The organism is Tildeniella sp. (assembly GCF_059505325.1).
Genome location: NZ_JCACKI010000072.1, coordinates 1 through 17913, shown reverse-complemented (window position 1 = coordinate 17913; position 17913 = coordinate 1). Strand labels below are relative to the sequence as shown.

The 17913-nt window shown below is 51.0% G+C and carries 18 protein-coding genes and 1 other RNA gene; 10 read left to right on the top strand and 9 right to left on the bottom strand.

Annotated features, from left to right (window positions below):
* Positions 1-45 precede the first annotated feature (45 nt).
* The 7 genes from AC5JO6_RS24975 to nagA form a co-directional block, all read right to left on the bottom strand.
* Positions 46-429 (bottom strand): DUF423 domain-containing protein, encoded by a 384-nt coding sequence (locus tag AC5JO6_RS24975; protein ID WP_496083755.1) that lies wholly within the window; start codon positions 427-429, stop codon positions 46-48.
* 252 nt (positions 430-681) lie between these two features.
* Complete coding sequence (locus AC5JO6_RS24970; protein ID WP_496083754.1) at positions 682-1383, bottom strand: bL12 family ribosomal protein; 702 nt, start codon at positions 1381-1383, stop codon at positions 682-684.
* A gap of 86 nt (positions 1384-1469) precedes the next feature.
* On the bottom strand, positions 1470-2162 hold the full coding sequence (bchM, locus tag AC5JO6_RS24965; protein WP_496083753.1) for a magnesium protoporphyrin IX methyltransferase: 693 nt from the start codon (positions 2160-2162) through the stop codon (positions 1470-1472).
* A gap of 86 nt (positions 2163-2248) precedes the next feature.
* Positions 2249-2386, bottom strand: a complete 138-nt coding sequence (locus tag AC5JO6_RS24960; RefSeq protein WP_496083752.1) for a hypothetical protein — start codon at positions 2384-2386, stop codon at positions 2249-2251.
* Between the two features lie 120 nt (positions 2387-2506).
* Positions 2507-2629 (bottom strand): HEPN domain-containing protein, encoded by a 123-nt coding sequence (locus tag AC5JO6_RS24955; protein WP_496083751.1) that lies wholly within the window; start codon positions 2627-2629, stop codon positions 2507-2509.
* Positions 2626-2811 carry a hypothetical protein gene (locus AC5JO6_RS24950; protein ID WP_496083750.1) on the bottom strand — a complete coding sequence of 62 codons (186 nt, stop codon included), beginning with the start codon at positions 2809-2811 and terminating at the stop codon, positions 2626-2628. The genes AC5JO6_RS24955 and AC5JO6_RS24950 overlap by 4 nt, the downstream gene beginning before the upstream one ends.
* 196 nt (positions 2812-3007) lie before the next feature.
* Positions 3008-4177, bottom strand: a complete 1170-nt coding sequence (nagA, locus tag AC5JO6_RS24945) for an N-acetylglucosamine-6-phosphate deacetylase (protein ID WP_496083749.1) — start codon at positions 4175-4177, stop codon at positions 3008-3010.
* 571 nt (positions 4178-4748) lie between these two features.
* Here nagA and AC5JO6_RS24940 point away from each other — a divergent pair.
* The 3 genes from AC5JO6_RS24940 to AC5JO6_RS24930 are packed head-to-tail and all read left to right on the top strand — an operon-like array spanning position 4749 to position 9638.
* The gene (locus AC5JO6_RS24940; RefSeq protein WP_496083748.1) at positions 4749-6095 is read left to right on the top strand and encodes a P-loop NTPase fold protein; all 1347 of its coding nucleotides are present in this window, start codon (positions 4749-4751) and stop codon (positions 6093-6095) included.
* The gene (locus AC5JO6_RS24935) at positions 6092-6379 is read left to right on the top strand and encodes a hypothetical protein (RefSeq protein ID WP_496083747.1); all 288 of its coding nucleotides are present in this window, start codon (positions 6092-6094) and stop codon (positions 6377-6379) included. The genes AC5JO6_RS24940 and AC5JO6_RS24935 overlap by 4 nt, the downstream gene beginning before the upstream one ends.
* Positions 6333-9638, top strand: a complete 3306-nt coding sequence (locus tag AC5JO6_RS24930) for an nSTAND1 domain-containing NTPase (RefSeq protein ID WP_496083746.1) — start codon at positions 6333-6335, stop codon at positions 9636-9638. Before AC5JO6_RS24935 ends, AC5JO6_RS24930 begins: the two co-directional genes overlap by 47 nt.
* Here AC5JO6_RS24930 and AC5JO6_RS24925 read toward each other — a convergent pair.
* On the bottom strand, positions 9635-9790 hold the full coding sequence (locus AC5JO6_RS24925) for a hypothetical protein (protein WP_496083745.1): 156 nt from the start codon (positions 9788-9790) through the stop codon (positions 9635-9637). The genes AC5JO6_RS24930 and AC5JO6_RS24925 overlap by 4 nt on opposite strands.
* Here AC5JO6_RS24925 and AC5JO6_RS24920 point away from each other — a divergent pair.
* From AC5JO6_RS24920 to rnc, 6 genes are all read left to right on the top strand, one after another.
* Positions 9789-10601: an HAD family hydrolase gene (locus AC5JO6_RS24920; RefSeq protein WP_496083744.1), complete on the top strand. Its 813-nt coding sequence runs from the start codon at positions 9789-9791 to the stop codon at positions 10599-10601. The two genes, AC5JO6_RS24925 and AC5JO6_RS24920, sit on opposite strands and share 2 nt — an antisense overlap.
* 221 nt (positions 10602-10822) lie before the next feature.
* A complete protein-coding gene (gene corA / locus AC5JO6_RS24915) occupies positions 10823-12001 on the top strand; it encodes a magnesium/cobalt transporter CorA (RefSeq protein ID WP_496083743.1) in 1179 nt (392 codons plus the stop codon).
* The gene (locus AC5JO6_RS24910; protein ID WP_496083742.1) at positions 11998-12717 is read left to right on the top strand and encodes a hypothetical protein; all 720 of its coding nucleotides are present in this window, start codon (positions 11998-12000) and stop codon (positions 12715-12717) included. Before corA ends, AC5JO6_RS24910 begins: the two co-directional genes overlap by 4 nt.
* A gap of 43 nt (positions 12718-12760) precedes the next feature.
* Positions 12761-13236: RNase P RNA component class A (gene rnpB / locus AC5JO6_RS24905), an RNA gene on the top strand.
* Between the two features lie 226 nt (positions 13237-13462).
* A complete protein-coding gene (locus tag AC5JO6_RS24900; protein ID WP_496083741.1) occupies positions 13463-14074 on the top strand; it encodes a hypothetical protein in 612 nt (203 codons plus the stop codon).
* 66 nt (positions 14075-14140) lie between these two features.
* The gene (gene rnc, locus AC5JO6_RS24895; RefSeq protein WP_496083740.1) at positions 14141-14860 is read left to right on the top strand and encodes a ribonuclease III; all 720 of its coding nucleotides are present in this window, start codon (positions 14141-14143) and stop codon (positions 14858-14860) included.
* Positions 14861-14927: 67 nt separating this feature from the next.
* On the opposite strand, the gene AC5JO6_RS24890 is transcribed toward rnc, so the two are convergent.
* Complete coding sequence (locus tag AC5JO6_RS24890; protein WP_496083739.1) at positions 14928-16967, bottom strand: sensor histidine kinase; 2040 nt, start codon at positions 16965-16967, stop codon at positions 14928-14930.
* 243 nt (positions 16968-17210) lie between these two features.
* Between AC5JO6_RS24890 and AC5JO6_RS24885 the strand changes: the two genes are divergently transcribed.
* A complete protein-coding gene (locus AC5JO6_RS24885) occupies positions 17211-17858 on the top strand; it encodes a RibD family protein (RefSeq protein ID WP_496083924.1) in 648 nt (215 codons plus the stop codon).
* The last annotated feature ends 55 nt before the right edge of the window (positions 17859-17913 follow it).

Here is a 17913-nt window from a genome sequence, read left to right as displayed (position 1 = left end):
TAGAAAAGCGATCGCCCCATTAGCAAGCTAATGGGGCTGGGATCGTTATTTAAAGCTCCACGCAGCGATCGCCACGCAACTCCAACCGACTAGAAACGCTACCCCACCTAGAGGTGTTATGGCACCCAGCCATTGGATTCCCGTAAGACTGAGCGCATATAAACTGCCAGAGAAAATCGCTATGCCAGCGATGAACGCATACCCTGCGGCACTCAGCGTTGACGAATCGCTTTCGGTTCGACTGAGCAGCACCGCGACCAGAAACAGCGCCAGCGCATGGTATATCTGATACCGGGCAGCCGTTTCAAAGATTTCCAGCGCACGTTCTGTCAACCGCTCTTTCAAGGCATGAGAGGCAAAGGCTCCGGCTGCGACGGAAAGCCCCGCGAAAATGGCAGCAGTGGTTAGAAAGATGCGCGTTAACAGCATTTAGAACCTTGGCAGTTGGTTAAAAATCAATAGAAATCGGGTTTCCCAACAATTTCCCAACCAAGAGACTCGCTTCCTGATTTATAGCGGTTCCCATTAGAGTGCGGTACAAGGGCTGAGGTTTTAAGGCAGGAGGAAAGCCGCCGTGCTCTTTCACTTCTGCCCTCTGCCCTCTGCCTTCTGCCTCTTTGCGACTGTACTTCCTGGATTAGGAACCGCCATAACATCAGAAACCCGATTTCTTGCCATATCTTAATTTTCGATCACCATCACCGTCGCACCGATCGCCTCCAGTTGCCTTTTGTACTGCTGCGCGATCGCCTCACTCACGCCTGTTGTCAGTGGTGTTGGTGCCGCTTCCACCAGATCTTTTGCCTCCTTGAGTCCTAATCCGGTGATTTCCCGCACAATTTTAATGGCAGCAATTTTGTGAACGCCTGGTACCGCTTCTAAAATGACATCAAAGTGACCGTAAGCGGCGATCGGTTGACCAACTACAAGCCGCTGTTTTTGTGGTTGAACCTTACTAGCACTGCTACCTGGGAGGCTCGCACTGCCTAGATTAAAGCAATAGAACATATTGCCTTCGTCATCCACATCAAAATTGGCGCTAAATTCTCTGGCGCGCTCATCCAGGTATGCTTTTGCCATTTCGCCTGTGAGTCCGGTTTCCATTGCAAAGCCCAGTGAAGTAATCCGCCCGTTTCCTTGTTTAAGCAGCTTGAAGAAAGAGGTTTGGAGGCGATCGCTCATTTCTTGCTGGTCTTTACGGCGCGCACTCAAAACAAGCCAGCCGCCAAGCGCAGTTGTTGGCAACCCAAACAGGCATAACGCCGCTACAGCGCCTTCTTTATTCTTTGCTGTCGGATTCGCTATATCGGTCACAGCCAGCAAAGCGATCGGCAAGCCAATGCCCAACAATACACCTGCTGTGAGTTTCGTGATGAGCTTCATAGACCCAAGATTCAGACCCAGTGATGCCGCGATCTTAGCTCTTGGAAAGTCTAAAGTATGAAGTATGAAGGATAAAAATTTAGCCTTTAGCCTTTCTCCCTTGTCACTTCCAGCAAGCGCGAAAAGTAGAAGCTGGTTTTGGTCATCGCGTTGCGCTGCACGGTCCAGCCTTGGCTTTCGAGAATTTTCACGACAGTAGCTTCACGGTGCAGGTAAGCGCGAGTGGCTTTGCTGGGTCCTGGAAAGAAGTCGCCAATCTTTTTTAAGAGGCTATACGCGAGGGTTTTGGGCGCAAAGCTGAGAATGAGGCGCGATTCGGCTAAGGAACTGAGATGGGAAATCATATCAGCCGCTTTGTCTTGAGGATAGTGGATTAGCACATCCAGGCAAATGACGGTGTGATAGCGACCGCTCAGGGTTTCCAAATCTTGAACGGCAAAGGTTGGGTTAGTGGTTTGTCCTAACGTCGCCTGCGATCGCTCCTTCGCTTCGCCCACCATTTTCTCAGAAATATCGCTGGCAAAAACGGTCGCGCCTGCTTCTGCTAGCGGAATGCTAAGACTGCCTACGCCACAACCCGCATCGCAAATGGACAGTTGCGCCAGATTACCATCTGTTCTCAGCCAACTCAGCACGGTATCAACGGTTTGCTGGTGCCCAGTGCGAATGTCGAGTTGGACTTTGTTGACTTCGCCATCGCCATAAATTCTGCGCCAGCGATCGAACCCGGTGGCATTGAAGTATTCGCGCACAACAGTCTTATCGTCAACAGCAGTCATAAGTTCGGCTTACATGGTTTTGCTAACAGCTTCATCCTATTACTGTGTGGGACGGAAACCAAGGGGGCGCGGGCGCAAAGAATGGTTTAGTTGAAGTCTAGATTCTGCCGAGCGGTCATGAGAAAGGCTTGGGCTTGGTTCATCAGCGTTTGGGCATCCAACTGGGACAGATCTGGATCAAGGTCATAATCGGCGCGGGTGCGTTGAGCCTGAGCATCGATCAATTGACGATGGAATACGGTAGGAACTTTGTCAAGGCGAACCAGGTGTTGTCCAAAGGCGCTAATGACCGCAGCGTGAGTGGAAAAAGACAGCCCTTCTTGATCGAGTAGTGCTTCCGCAACCTAGAACATCGCATAGTAGGCACGGGAAACAGCAAAGTCATAAAAGCCTTGTTCAGTAAGACTTTGGGCGGCTTCCAGGCTGCGCTGTGCTTTAGCAAGCAAGGCTTGTTGTTCGGGAGTCACAGGACGATACCATCAGACCGAATGTTTCGTAACAGCGGTGAGTTCTCAGTTTCAAAGCGTGAGCGTGGCATAAAAAGTCGAGAGATCAGAAGATTGTGCTCCAGGCATAGTTGAGCAATAAATTGACTGGTGCGATCGAGTTCCTCACTGGCATTCACCGGATCTTGGAGCACGATTAGCACGTCTACATCTGATGTTGCGGTTGCGTCACCTCATGCCTGTGAGCCAAACAGAATCGCGCGATCGAAACGGTCTTGATACTCTTGTTGGAGGTATGCCCGCAGCGGCAGCAGAATGTCTAAAGTTTTACGATTGGGCTGAATGATGGACATTAACATGACTCAAGTCTGATCGGATTTTACTGATTCAAAACGCCCTTTACAAGCGTTGCCAGGTAAGCTCTCCATTGTCTGCTTGGTGCCAGCGGAGAAGGTTAGCAGGCTGTCCGATGTAGTCGGTGGGTAAACCGATCGCCCGACGAGGCGCAGTGGTAGCAAGGGCGATCGCCTGCTCCACATCACAAAGCCCCCATTTCACGAGATTTTGCGCTCCGACTAACAGCGGTAGCGTTGTCCCAGAGAGCGTGCCATCGGGCAACCGAGCTGTGCCGTCTTTCACTTCAATCTGGCGAGTGTCCCAGGGATAGGTGCCATCGGGCAATCCCAAGGGTGAGAGGGCATCGCTGACAAGGAAGATACCGCGATCGTATTGGCTTGCCTTCAGCAGAATATCCATCATGATCGGTGAAACGTGCTGACCATCGGCAATCAGTCCACAGAAGACGTTGGGATGGACGATCGCCACACCCAATAAACCTGGCTCACGATGATGCAGGACTGGCATCGCGTTAAAGGCATGTGTGACCATCGTTGCGCCCTGATCGAATGCCTGCTGTGCCTGAGCAGCCGTTGCTTGTGAATGTCCCAGACTGACGGTAATGCCGAGCGATCGCAGATAGGGAATGACCGTTCCCGTCGTATCCAATTCAGGCGCTAAGGTCATCACTTTAACGATGCTGGCATAATCGCCAAGGATGCGCTTGATCGTGTCAATCGTCAGCGGCAGCAGGTATTCGGCAGGATGGGCACCGCGCTTCGTGTGGTTGAGGCAGGGACCTTCTAGGTGGATGCCGAGGATTTGTGCAAACGGGGTGTGGGGTGTGGGGTGTGGGGTGTAGTGGGAGAGAATGGCGAGCGATCGCTGAATGTTTTCGATAGAGGTGGTGACGATCGTGGGTAGGAAGCCATCTACGCCTTGCTGCCAGAGAAATTGACCGATCGTATGGAGTTGATCGCGGTTATTGGCACTCAAATCAGGAAACGCCAGCCCTAACGCGCCGTTGATTTGCAAGTCGATGCCCCCCAGCGAAACCCAGTCACCTGCAAGATCGATGTGTTCAATGGCGCTTTCGATCGCAGTTGATGGTAGCGATACTGGTGCACTCATAGGCGCGATCGACCGGATGATATTTTCCTCAATCGAAAGCTGCTGCAACCCCACGCGATCGGGCAAACGGGCATTGATTAGTTTTAGGATAAGGTGAGCCATAAGACCGCCGCGCTACTGGGTCAAGTATTGAGTCAAACACAGGCAAACATTCACAGACTATAGCTGTCGCTAAGACGCTTAGGACATTTGGATCAAAAGGGGTGTGGGGGCTTTGCCCCCAGCCAGGGGTTTCACCCCTGCACCCCGTCCTAACAGATATGCCTGTGGCTATACCTTACAGCGCTGCGTAGAGCTGCAAAGGCACCACGGCAAAAACACGATCACTCTCTAAATAGCTGTAAAACTAGCGGCACGATGTCTGTGGTAAGGCTCGCTATGATTGTGCTGATGATGTTGCTTGAAGCTTGCTAAAAAACAACTGCACACTTTTGGATCAGCTATCAGCTTTCGCTGACGACTGACGGCTGACGGCTGACGGCTCCAGAGACAGGCAAACTCTCAACCATTGCTCAGCGGTGCCATTGTCAAGTGCATCACATTGATACGTTACTTGCAGCCATTTTCGTTCGCATTCACCACACCCTATCCCCCACACCCCACACCCATATTCACTTGACTGTGGCTTACCCAATCAGTAATCGTTGTAATCGTCTGAGACATCCTGTTACATATGCCTATCAACGCGTCTGAGTTTCTCAAAGCCTGCGATCCCAGTCGGGCACTGTCCATTAGCAATCCGCAAGACCGGGACTATTACATCGATTTTGCGCCTGTGCGAGGCAGCAATATCATTCAGGAGTTGAAGCGCACGATCGCCCTGCTCCCCGACGAAGGCACCTGTCAGTTGTTTACGGGACACATTGGCTGCGGCAAATCGACTGAATTACTGCGACTGAAAAACGAGCTAGAACAGCTAGGTTTCTATGTCGTTTATTTTGTTTCGACTGAAGATCTGGATATGTCGGATGTGGATGTGACCGACATTTTGATTGCGATCGCCCATCAGGTCAGCGAGAAATTAGAAACCGATCAAATCAAACTGAAGCCTAAATATTTCGCCAATTTGTTCACTGAAATTGGCGAAATTCTACAAACGCCGATCGAAATTTCTCAAGTTGATTTCTCGGTTGGCATCAGTAAAATTACTGCCCGTACCAAAGACAGTCCGCGCTTACGAAACCAGCTTCGGCAATACATGGAACCGCGCACTAATGGTATTTTGCAATCGCTGAACACTGAGCTGCTGGGACAGGCAAACCTGCAACTCAAGCAGCGTGGTAACCAGGGCTTGGTGGTAATCATTGACAACCTCGATCGCGTCGATGCCCGCCAACTACCATCAGGACGAACACAGCCAGAATATCTGTTTGTCGATCGGGGAGAACAACTCTCCAAACTCAACTGCCATGTCGTTTATACCATTCCACTTGCATTGGTCTTTTCCAATGAAGTCGAGATTTTGAAACAATGGTTTGGTGGTGGTGTGTCGCCCAAAATTCTGCCGATGGTGCCTGTCCGCCGCCGTGATGGCAGCCATTGTAACGAGGGTATTGCGCTGCTACGGCAAATGGTCTTAGCAAGGGCTTTCCCCAACATTGATGCTGCTCAACGCCTTGCCCGTAGCCAGGACGTGTTCGATCGCGTGGAAACCCTCGATCGCCTTTGTCTCGTCAGTGGTGGTCACGTCCGTAACCTACTGGGTTTGCTGCGTAACTGCGTTCAGCAGGGCGATCCACCCTTTTCTCACGATGCTATAGAGCATGTTATTCGTGGGCAACGCGATGCACTGGTGAGGACGATCGATGATCGCGAATGGGCACTGATCTTTCAGGTCGTTGAACAGCAAAGCGCCAGAGGCGAAGTTGAGTACCAGACGCTTCTTCGCAGCATGTTTATCTTCGAGTATCAGGATCAGCAGGGCGGCTGGTTTGGCATTAACCCTATGTTGGTGGAGACGAAACGGTATCAGGCGTGGGCGGAGGGGAGAGGGGAGAGAGGAGTGAGGAGTGAGGAGTGAGGGGTGAAGGGGAAGCAGAGGCGGAGGAGTGGTGGAATGAGAAGATGAGGAACTATCAGCTTGGCACGGGCAGTCTACTGCATTATCTGCAAGCTGGAATCTATCTCCCATTCCCAACTCCCGACTCCCGACTCCCCATTCCCGACTCCCAACTCCCCATTCCCGACTCCCAACTCCCCATTCTCACTCCAGCGTGTAACGTGGAACATATAGGGTATCCAAAGGGCTGTACCAGTTATGAGTACGACCGAGCAACCCCAACAAGATGTGGAACGAGAGAATGAACGATCGCTGGATACGCTGATTCGCGCTATCACGCTATCGCAGCATCAGTTTGCGCTCATTTTAGTACGCTGTAACTATACTCAATTGCGCGATCGCATGGTGCAGCAGCTCAAAGCACGCTGTCCGCTTCCCATTCATGAATACACTCTGCCCGAAAGCGCGACGACCCTATACACCAGCATTCGGACAGAGATGAGGGAGACTGGGCAGGAGTGTGAGGAGGGGGAGTCGGGAGTTGGGAGTCGGGAGTCGGGAGTCGAGGCTCAAGACAACCCGCTAACAGCGAACAACCAACAACTAAAAACTGCTCCAACTCAAAATTCTTCATCACAGTGTCAGCCTCCCAACGCCCTCATGATCTACGGGTTAGAGTCGGTGACGGCAATCGATCAGGTACTGTTAGCGACCAATCTGGTACGCGAAGAACTGGGCAAAAAATTTCCGTTTCCGCTGGTGCTGTGGATGAACGATCGCATTCTGGCGAAGCTCGATCGGCTGGCACCGGATTTAAAGAGTTGGGCAGGCAATACTGTTATTTCCTTTGAACTGGGGACTGCCGACCTGATTAAAGCATTGCATCAGCACACCGATCGCCTGTTCACATCGATTCTGGATGCAGGCGATGAGCAGTTTCTACCGAACTGGGCATTGCTTCAGCAAAGCAATAACAGCCTCTGGGGTACCAATTCACTCCGACGCACAGAGTTGGAATTTGCGTTTGATCGCATTCTAAGTAGTGGTCAAACCCTCCATCCAGCGCTACAGGCAAGCCTCGATTTCTTGCTAGGGCAGGATGCTCACGCACATGGTGAATTGGAGACCGCACGAACTTGCTACGAACACAGTCTGGCGTTTTGGCGCGAAGAAAGTCAGCGACAGCGATCGCAAAAGCTATCAGAGTCGTTTGTGCTGTTGCCGTCTGCCAGTGAACGGGCGGCGTGTGTACTGGTTCATTTGGGGCTGTGGTGGCGATCGCAGGCAATGCAGCAGCGCACAGCCTATGCTTACGCCTGTCAACAAGCACGAAACTACTTTCGACGTGGGCTGCAAGTGTTTGAGCAGGCAAACCGTCAGGATCTCGTTGCACGATTCATCATTCCGCAGGCAGAAGCATTGCAGAAACTCCAGCAGTGGCATGAGCTGGAGACGTTGACCAAACACGCGCTAGTACTGCATAAGCTCTATGCCGATCCAGTCCGACAGGCTCGTGATCACGGCTTTCTGGCAGAGGTTGCGTTAGCCCGTTCTGCCTGGGTAGAGGCAAAGCAGCAAGTGGAACTGGCGCTCCAAATTTTAACGTCATCCACAACGAAGCTAGAACAGACAACTGATCCATCCACTCCCCATCTGGAATACAGTCTGGACGTGGCGTGGCGCTATCATCACGGTTGGTATTTGCTGCTGCTCGCTAAAGCAGAAGCAAAGCTGGGACAGGTAGAAACCGCGATCGTTCACCTGGAAACTGCTCAAAACCAAACCTATCCGCCTGATGATCCTCAGCTCTATATCACCATCCTCCGAACGTTGCGCGATCTTTACTTCCAGCAGGGACGCTATCGAGAAGCGTTTCACACAAAGCAAATGCGGCGATCGCTCGAACATCAATATGGCTTTCGTGCGTTCATTGGCGCACTCCGTCTGGAACCCCAGCAATCTCTACTCACTCTCATTCCCGGTCAACAACCACCAGAAGCGCCCCTGGCACAAGAAATCAGAGCGTCTGGTCGCCAGCAGGATGTTAATCGTTTAGTCCTCCGCATGGGACGTAACGATATTAAGCTGACTGTGATCCACGGTCCTTCTGGGGTGGGCAAAAGTTCGATTGTCAATGCGGGGTTAGTCCCAGCTCTGCACGATCGGGTGATTGGCGATCGCATTGCCTTGCCCATCCTGCTGGATCTTTATACAGATTGGCAAGCGACATTAGAAGCAAAACTGGCAAAAGCGTCGAGCAGTCAGGAGTTAGCCGTTAGCCGTCAGCCGTCAGCCGTCAGCCGTCAGCCATCAGATCCGAACTTCATCCTTCATCCCTCATCCGCCCCTCACTCCTCACCCCACCGCGAAGCGGAAGCAAACTACACTCCTCATCCCCTCCTCACCCAACTTCGCCAAGCCACTAGCCTCAACTTCACGCCTGTCCTCATCTTCGATCAGTTTGAGGAGTTTTTCTTTGTTCACGAAACGTTGCCGGAGCGTCGTCCGTTTTATGAATTTTTGCGCGACTGCCTGAATCTTGATTTTGTCAAAGTCGTCCTCACAGTGCGGGAAGACTATCTCCACTATCTGCTAGAGTTTCAGCGTCTTGCCAGTCGAGACAACATTAACCTGGACAGCATCAACGACATTCTGGGTAAAGATGTGCGCTACCCGCTGGGAGATTTTTCGGTAGCCGATGCCCGATCGATTATCAAAAGCCTGACCGATCGCGCTCAGTTTTACCTGGATGACGCGCTAGTCGATGCGTTAGTCACCGATTTGGCAGGTGAAGGAGGCGAAGTGCGGGCGATCGAACTGCAAGCAGTGGGCGCTCAACTGCAAACCGAAGGCATTACCACACTCACAGAGTATCGTCAGAAAGGACCAAAGGAGAAACTGGTTGCCCGATCGCTCGAAAATGTGATCGAAGACTGTGGTCCTGAGAACGAAGATGCCGCGCGGATTGTGCTCTTTTTGCTAACTAACGAAAACGGCACTCGTCCGCTCAAAAGCCGCGATGATCTGGAAACCGATCTGGTAGACCTGGGCTTGACCGCTGAAATCAATAAACTCGATCTCGTGCTAGAAGTCCTTGTTGGTTCTGGGTTGCTGTTTCTCGTACCCGAAAATCCTGCCAGTCGCTATCAGCTTGTGCATGATTATCTGGTGAGCTTCATTCGCCAGCAGGAAGGCGAAACCGTTGCTGGCTCTGAACAGCACGATCGCTACTCGCCAGAGGAGCCAGAATCAGAACCTGTTGTCAAGCGGCTCATCAGCCTACGACGGCAAAACGTCTTCCTTAAGTCCAAACTCAAACAACTTCGCTCCGTTGACACTTTCGTACCCTCACTGCTGCTAATCGTTTTCTCAGCGCTACTGGTCATTGTTCTGACGTTTGGCTCCAAGCCACGACCAGAGGCACAGAAGCACAGAAGAGTGGAGGTAGACGACGTTTACACACTTGCCGAAATTAACCACCAAAAGCAGCCTGCGTTTAGCCAAGCTTCCCAAAAACACATCATCTTTGGGTTCACCATACACAAGACAAAAGTCAGTCTCTAAAAATGTTTCTGCCTTCTGCCTTCTGCCCTCTGCCTTCTGCCTTCTGCCTTCTGCCCTCTGCCTTCCCACAGCGACCCTCTGTGCCTCACACTGCATCTACATTGAGCCAGTTGCGGTAGGGTAAGCAATGTCGTTGAAACTTCCGCAGCCATGTCTGTCAATGCTCCCACCGTACTTGCGCTCGATTTTGATGGTGTCCTTTGCAATGGCATGAAAGAATACTTTCAGACAGCATGGCGTGCCTACTGCAACATTTGGCAACCAGACGACACAACATTACCAGGTGAATTAGCGGAGCGCTTCTACCGCACTCGTCCAGTCGTCGAAACGGGCTGGGAAATGCCCCTACTGCTACGATCGCTTCTACTCGACACCCCTGAAGCTGACATTCTGCTACATTGGACTACGATCGCCAAACAACAGGCAGCAACAGACGGTATAGAGCCTGCTCGACTCGCCGCTGAAGTCGATGGAGTCCGCGATCGCTGGATTAACAAGGATATTGATAGCTGGTTGGCAGAGCAAAAATTTTACCCCGGTGTTATTCCGCAACTTCAGGCATGGTTGACCACTTCTCTACAGGTGGTTATCATCAGCACCAAAGAAGGGCGTTTCATCCAGCAACTCCTGCGGCAGCAAAACGTTGATTTTACGCGGCTGCAAATTTTTGGCAAAGAGGTGAAGCGCTCCAAGCCAGAAACACTGCGATCGCTCATCGCAGACCATAACAGCGCATCCCATAACAGCACGGCAACCTTCTGGTTTGTCGAAGATCGCCTGCAAACACTACAAGCCGTCCGCCAGCAGTCGGATTTAAGCAATGTCAAACTGTTCTTAGCCGATTGGGGCTATAACACCCCAGCAGAACGTGATTCTGTGATACACGAGCCACAAATACATCTACTCTCTCTGCAACAGTTCAGTCAAACTTGGGTAACGTGGACAACTGAGAATAACGCCTAAACCAGTGGGGTTTGCCTCTCAGACGTTCACAGAAGACCGGTGGGTTGTAGCGCTCTCGCTGAAAGTATGTCTCTGAAAGTGGTTGGCACAGAACGGTTTTTGGACGCGATCGAGTAACAAAAAAGAGCGTTTGCTGAGCAAAGTCGATTAAATTGGGGAAGACCTTAACTTAGTCGTCAATGAGGTAACTCCGAATGGTCGAGCATCGCTTCCCAACTACTATGCCACGGTCCAACAAAGCACTCGACGACGGTTCCTACCTCGACTACTTCTACGACATACCAGGCAGTATGCCAGGCACGCTCAACATTGAATCAGATGCCTCCTTGCCTGTCATTGTGCTGATCGACTACAACGAAGAGCAAGCCGAACGGCAGGAGGTTGAAACGCCCGAAGACTGCATCCCTTTTCTGGATACCGAATCCGTCTCTTGGGTTGATGTCAAAGGTTTGGGAAGCGAAGATGTGCTGCGCCGTTTGGGGAAAGTATTTAGCCTTCATCCTCTAGTGCTCGAAGATATTGTCAACGTCCCGCAGCGACCTAAAATTGAGGAATACGATGAGCAACTGCTGATCATTGCGCGGATGGTCACGATGAAGTCATCCGGCAATGGGTTTGTTAGCGAACAGGTAAGTCTAGTATTGGGGCGACACTACCTATTGACTGTGCAGGAGGAGCCAGACTACGACTGCTTTGGTCCCGTTAGCGAACGTATTCGTACCAATAAAGGCACTATTCGTAAGCACGGCGCAGACTATTTAGCCTATGCCTTATTGGACTCAATTATTGATGGGTTTTTTCCAGTTTTAGAAGAATATGGTGAAAAGATTGAAGACCTGGAAGCTGAAGTGGTTGAAAACCCGTCGCGTCAAACCTTAGAAAAAATTCACGCCATCAAACGCGAATTGTTAGGTTTACGGCGTGCCATTTGGCCCCAACGTGATGCGATCAATGCACTCATTCGTGATGGCAATGCTTTGATTAGTCCTGATGTAACGATCTATCTACGAGATTGCTACGACCATGCTATTCAGGTACTTGATATGGTGGAAACCTATCGAGAATTAGCTGCTAGTTTGATGGACGTATACCTCTCATCAGTCAGCAACAAAATGAACGAGATCATGAAGCTTTTAACCGTAATCTCGTCCATCTTCATTCCTCTAACATTTATTGCTGGAATTTATGGTATGAACTTTAATACTGAAAAATCGCCTTTCAACATGCCTGAACTCAATTGGTACTGGGGCTATCCATTGGCGATGGGATTCATGGCACTAATTGCCTTTGGTATGGTCTTCCTTTTTTGGCGGCGAGGATGGTTTGAAAACTTCTCAACCGTGAAAGCTAAAGACACCTCTCCCGATCAAAAATCGCTCCATTCTTCACTGCGCCGATGAACGTTGTTGATCCGATTATTTTAACTTCATATTTGCTGTGTATTGCCTATTTTTTGTACCTCATTGTTGATGCGTTCAACGACGAGTTCACAGTTCGTTTGGATGCGGATTTCCTCAGCACTCAGCTCACCGAACAAAATCTACAGGATTTACTTGCTATTAGCTTCAAATTTGATAGCCGCTATGAATTTGACAAACTAAAACAACTGGCAATTAGCATCAGCAACAAAGCAAGCCACGAAAAAACAGATGACAAGCCATACAGCATTTCGATCTACGTGGATTGGGATTACTGCGCCTTCACCGATCTGGAGGGTCGATCGCGCCGCGTCACTCGCTTAATGCCCGGTGCAACGGTTGATCTGTTTCAAACTCAGGTCTTTAGCACGATCGCCCCCAGCACCACACTCAAAGAAGCCATTACAGCCGAAGATCTGCTGCAACGCAAAGGCGATCGCAAGGCTGACAAACTCGATACCGCTTCGCCACTCAATCTGGAAGTGGAAATCACCAAACCACTAATTGATCCTGCCGCACTAAAAAAGAGCGATAAGTTTATGAAGCGCTATGCCGATCTGGAATTTTTTCTAGGGCTGGCGTTCCGCATTGTAGGACCCAACCGCTCGATCGGGGGCGATCGGGTCTACGTCCTCTGCAAATTTGTCATGCACAAACTCCCCTGGACTGCTGGCTTACCCTGGAATCCCAAAAAGTAAAGGGCACTCCCATGCCCTCTAACGACTAGACTGATCAGAGGGGAGAGTAGGCGCAGGCAGTTGCGGACTGTAGTCAAAAGCCATGTGCTCAAGGCTGCAATCCGAGGAAAGTCCGGGCTTCCCAAAGACCAGACTTGCTGGGTAACGCCCAGTGCGGGTGACCGTGAGGATAGTGCCACAGAAAAATACCGCCAATGAAAAGGCTAAAGGCTGAGGGCTAAAGGCTAAAACAAGCTTTTATCTTTCATACTTTATCCTTTAGCCTTTCAAGGTAAGGGTGCAAAGGTGCGGTAAGAGCGCACCAGCAGCATCGAGAGGTGCTGGCTCGGTAAACCCCGGTTGGAAGCAAGGCTGCGGAACAACGGTTGGTCTTTTACCCGTTCCACGTAGAAAAAGGAGAAATCCTGTTTCTGCCCGTCCGCTTGAGGTGCTTGGTAACAAGTGTCCCAGATAGATAACTGCCGTCTTGAATGCACAGCGTTTAGGGCAACAGAACCCGGCTTATGTCCTGCTCTCCCCTATTCCCGAAACCCACCCATATCGAACAGACTCGCTGCTTAGTTTTATCGAACCTTGTTGATTCAACAAAGGAATATATAGATTCAGCAAAGCGGCTTGAGTAGGCTGTACGCCACTTTGAACCTGCACTACGATGATGGCATCAGTGACGAACGTTACTGAATCGATGTTGTTGAATGCACCAAGGCATCAAAGGGTTTCATAGCAGCGTTTATAGGGCAATGGTGTGAGTAACCAGACCTCCCAGATTGTAGTGGCAAGTGAACCAAAAATAGTGTTGAGTGGTCAGCAGCTACTAGCGGTAGGTGAGCATAAGCGAAGCGGTTTAATCATCTGTAAGGCTTATCATGCAGAGTTCGCAGGTCCTGGTGCCGTTGTCGGTACGCTAGTAGAGCAAGCCTGCGTGAACGTCATTGCGATCGGTGCACCTGAAATCATACCAGTCGTCACACATCAACAACGTCAGACCGCTTACAGCCGCAGAATTCAATGGAATCGCTGGTTGCAAAAGATTACAGAACATACAGACCCGATACAGAGAGCCGAGAAACTGTTTGCCAGCTTTGAAGAGTTTTTTGGTGCTCAAGCGCTGACGGGTTTAGCCGATGAGGTACTGGCTTTATTGATTGGCGTGTTGCCGTCGACGATTGCTACCGTACGGTTACACTATCGTCTGCCAGAACAACTGGATGCACTAGATCTGCCACCAGCGTATGAACCGATAAAATTCAGCTCTGTAAGGTTGAATTCGCGATCGCTCTACGCTAGCAGCCAGCCATCAACTAAAACCTGCGCCAGCTTTTTAGAAGCGCTCTATAACGTCCCTAGCAGCGACTAATGTGTTGATAGACAACCAGACCAGTCGTATCGTGCTGATTCTCAGAGACCTGATAAACTATCAGGCATGACACTCCAGTACCCCCACCGCCAGAAACAACTGCAAAATCTGGTGCAAAAGCTAGGCTTGCCTGAGCAAACGCCGATTCAATGGCAGCTACTCGATCTGGCGCTGACGCATTCCACCGTCTCGGCGACTGCAAACTATGAGCAGCTTGAGTTTGTGGGTGATGCCGTCGTACGTCTGGCGACAGCTGTTTTCTTACTAGAAACCTATCCTGAACTGCCAGTGGGAGAGTTTGCAGCCATTCGATCGGTGCTGGTGAGCGATCGCATTCTGGCACAACTTGCTGCTAAGTACAGATTAGAACATTATTTGCTGGTTTCGGATAGCGCCTTGAAGGATAAGCTTGGTCAAGAATCGCGTCTAGCGGATTCATTTGAAGCGGTGTTGGCGGCTCTTTACCTGAGTACACAGACGCTGACATTGGTGCGTCCCTGTCTGGATCATCACTTTCAACAGTTAGTGACCGAGATCCTTAACGACCCCGCTCGCCAAAATTACAAAGCGGCGCTTCAGGAGTGGAGTCAGGGTCACTACAAGACGCTACCAGAGTATCGAGTGATTCAAGCAAGGCAGGTTCAGGACAAAGATCAGGGTCAGCGTTTTACGGCTGAAGTCTGGCTGCAAAATGAATGTCTGGGGCAAGGGAGCGGACGATCGATCAAAGCAGCAGAGCAAGCCGCCGCCCAAGTTGCGTTTACGTTGGTCAGCAAACGCTTGTAGTAGCCTATAGCCAACATCAGTAGCATTAGATAGGCTACAGGTGAGAAGCCGTGCTAACCGTTGCCACCTATCCAACTGAGGAGATGGAGTGATCAGAGATATCTTGCGGTAGCGTGGTGCCTGTGGTGTCTCGATTGTGACCATTAGGAGAAGGCGAGTCATGGCTGCTGTCTAGTTCGACTGATGAACTGGTCTCACTCGATGGCAACCAGATCCGAAACGTACTGCCTTTACCAAGTGTCGATTGAAATGAAACGGTGCCGCCATGCAATTCAGCGAACCGTTTTGTCAGGGCTAAACCTAACCCAGTGCCTTCATGTCTGCGTGTCAAAGACGAATCGACCTGTTGAAAGGGGCGAAATAAGAGATGCCATCGTTCGGGTGGAATGCCAATGCCAGAATCAGCAACTTCAAGGCAGAGATAGGGCGTGTTGGCATTCACAGGGCTGCGATCGGGGCGAGCATCCTGCTCTAGCTGATGACCATAGCCAATGCGGCTGCTTAATTTGACGTGTCCGCCTTCTGGCGTAAATTTCACCGCATTCGATAGCAGGTTAATCACCATCTGACGCACTCGTAGTTGATCGAGTACAACTCGACTGAGATGCTTTTCGACCTCGATCGAAAGCGATAAGCGCTTCTTCTCGGCGGCTGGCTGCACCATTTTCAAGCACTCCTGACATAAATCCTGTACGGAAACTGGTTGCAGGCTGAGTTCAAGTTGACCCGCTTCAATTTTGGCGATGTTCAGCAGATCATTGATGATGTTCAGCAGATGCTTGGCTGAATCATCTGCTTGCTGTAACAGTTCTAGCTCTTCATCGCGGCTGTCACAGCAGCCATCTTTAACCAGTCCAATGCAGCCAAAAATGGCGTTTAGAGGCGTTCTCAGTTCGTGGGAAGTGGTCGCTAGAAACTCGCTCTTCATCTGGTTTGCGGCTTGTGCTTCCTGCCAGGCTGTTTCTAGTTCTTCCGCCCGTTCTTCTAAGCGCTCGACCATGTTGTCGAGTGCTTCAGCGAGTTGATTGATTTCTTTAATCTGAAAGTTTTTGGGTGCTTGATGAGAGAGCTGACGTTGATAAATATGGAGAGCGTAGCCACCGAGTTGTTCGAGTGGGCGGGCGAGATCACGGGCAATATAAATAGTGGCTAATAAATTCGCACTTAGCAGCCCTATGGTGAGAATCAGGAGCACTTGCTTAATGTCTTCTAGCCCAGAGAGGGCATTTTCGAGAGGGGCGACAGCGAGCACAACCCAGGTGCGACTTTCACCGGGGGTAACAGAAATCTGAAGGCGATTGTAGCCTGCCAGCCATTCGGTCTGACTGTCTTCAAAGGAGATGAGGTGGAAAAAGTCTTCTTTGCCAGCGATCGCGCTGTTGACAATTGCCTGTAGGCGATCGGCATCTGCTTCCTGCTGAATATTACGACCGATGCGATCGGCTTTGGGGTGAGCCAGAATCGTGCCATCTTCGTCGATGACGACTGTGTAGCCAGATAGCGATCCTGGCTGGCTGGTTTCTTGGCGATAAACCGCCCATTGAATGCTCAACGCATAGCGTAACCGCCCAAAAGAGTCATAGACAGGTGCGCTAAACACACGGTCAAGCTGTCGTAAAGGGGTGGATTGCTTGGCTGCTGTGGCTCGGCTGACAGGTGAAACGCGGACACTGGCAAGGGGCGCACGCATGAACTGGCTTTGAGCTGACCAAAGGTTATCGAGCACCTGGCTGATGGAGCGATTGCCGCAGGTGCTACCGTCAATTTGCCCCGTTTGGACGTTGATGAGCTGGACACATTGAACACCTTTCGGCAACCAGCGATTGATACGCGTCACAAACTCTTGCGCGTCCTGCGACTGGTCAAGCTTGGTTGAAAAGTCTTCGCTGGCAATGACCAGGTTCGATCGCATAACTTCGATCAGGTCGCGGATATTTTCTCCCTTTCTGACGGCGCTCTCGGTCAGGTTTTGGCGAGCCGTTGCCAGCATACTGTCGCGTACTTTTTTGTATGCCACCAGCTCACCCGTTATCAAGACGGGAATGCTCAGCAATAAAATACGCGACAAAAGGATGCGGCGAAACGAAGACTGACCTGGTTTAGCCATAGGACGTTTAAACTGAAGTGCGATACCCAATAGCAACCACGATCAACGAGAGACTGCTCTGCTCTTTCACACCCATCCACGTGCGCCACGGTCGCTAGTGATGCAGCTAAGCTGCGGTTAAAGAAGAACTATCCACAATTATTACAACGGTTACACCGATTATTCCAGTTGGAAGCGGATTTAAATATCAAAGCTGAGGCAGATGAACGGGGCGATCGCCCGACCACAACGGTGATCCTCGCCATGAGTGCTGATGGCAAAATTGCCGATCGCAGCCGCGCGGCTGCGCGCTTTGGGTCTGCCCTCGACAAAGCCCATTTAGAGCAACAGGTCGCAAAGGCAGACGGTGTGCTGCTTGGCGCAGGTACGTTGAGAGCATATGGTACAACGTTGCGGGTAGTGCAACCAGAATGGTTGGTGCAGCGCCAGCAGCGAGACAAAGCGCTACAGCCTGTGCAGATTGTGTGTTCGCGATCGGCAGTCATTAATCCCCAACTTTCCTTTTTCCAGCAGCCCGTACCGCGTTGGCTGCTGACAACCACGATCGGTTCACGGCAATGGCAGGAAGGAGAAGCGTTTGAGCGAATTTTTGTTGTCGAGACAGCCACTGGCGAAATTGCTTGGCAAGCAGCGTTTGAGCAACTTTGGGCATCTGGGCTAAAACACCTTGCGGTGCTGGGTGGTGGCGCACTCGTAGCATCCTTGCTGGAGGCAAACTTAGTGGATGAACTGTGGCTAACGGTTTGCCCACTGCTTTTAGGTGGAGTGGATGCGCCTACGCCTGTTGATGGCGCTGGGATTATGGCAGCACTAGCACCCCGCTTGCAGCTTTTGGAGGTGCGATCGATCAGCGATGAAGTGTTTTTGCACTACAAGGTGAAAAAGGGGTGAGGGGTGTGGGGTGTGGGGTGTGGGGTGTGGGGTGTGGGGTGTGGGGTGTGGGGTG

What these genes read in the sequence shown, in the direction of transcription:
- nagA (WP_496083749.1), bottom strand. Translation starts at nt 4,177, where the DNA reads ATGGCTCACCTTATCCTAAAACTAATCAATGCCCGTTTGCCCGATCGC.
- AC5JO6_RS24890 (WP_496083739.1), bottom strand. Translation starts at nt 16,967, where the DNA reads ATGGCTAAACCAGGTCAGTCTTCGTTTCGCCGCATCCTTTTGTCGCGT.
- AC5JO6_RS24920 (WP_496083744.1), top strand. Translation starts at nt 9,789, where the DNA reads ATGTCTGTCAATGCTCCCACCGTACTTGCGCTCGATTTTGATGGTGTC.
- corA (WP_496083743.1), top strand. Translation starts at nt 10,823, where the DNA reads ATGCCACGGTCCAACAAAGCACTCGACGACGGTTCCTACCTCGACTAC.
- AC5JO6_RS24925 (WP_496083745.1), bottom strand. Translation starts at nt 9,790, where the DNA reads ATGGCTGCGGAAGTTTCAACGACATTGCTTACCCTACCGCAACTGGCT.
- AC5JO6_RS24975 (WP_496083755.1), bottom strand. Translation starts at nt 429, where the DNA reads ATGCTGTTAACGCGCATCTTTCTAACCACTGCTGCCATTTTCGCGGGG.
- rnc (WP_496083740.1), top strand. Translation starts at nt 14,141, where the DNA reads ATGACACTCCAGTACCCCCACCGCCAGAAACAACTGCAAAATCTGGTG.
- bchM (WP_496083753.1), bottom strand. Translation starts at nt 2,162, where the DNA reads ATGACTGCTGTTGACGATAAGACTGTTGTGCGCGAATACTTCAATGCC.
- AC5JO6_RS24970 (WP_496083754.1), bottom strand. Translation starts at nt 1,383, where the DNA reads ATGAAGCTCATCACGAAACTCACAGCAGGTGTATTGTTGGGCATTGGC.
- AC5JO6_RS24940 (WP_496083748.1), top strand. Translation starts at nt 4,749, where the DNA reads ATGCCTATCAACGCGTCTGAGTTTCTCAAAGCCTGCGATCCCAGTCGG.
- AC5JO6_RS24910 (WP_496083742.1), top strand. Translation starts at nt 11,998, where the DNA reads ATGAACGTTGTTGATCCGATTATTTTAACTTCATATTTGCTGTGTATT.
- AC5JO6_RS24930 (WP_496083746.1), top strand. Translation starts at nt 6,333, where the DNA reads ATGAGTACGACCGAGCAACCCCAACAAGATGTGGAACGAGAGAATGAA.
- AC5JO6_RS24885 (WP_496083924.1), top strand. Translation starts at nt 17,211, where the DNA reads ATGAGTGCTGATGGCAAAATTGCCGATCGCAGCCGCGCGGCTGCGCGC.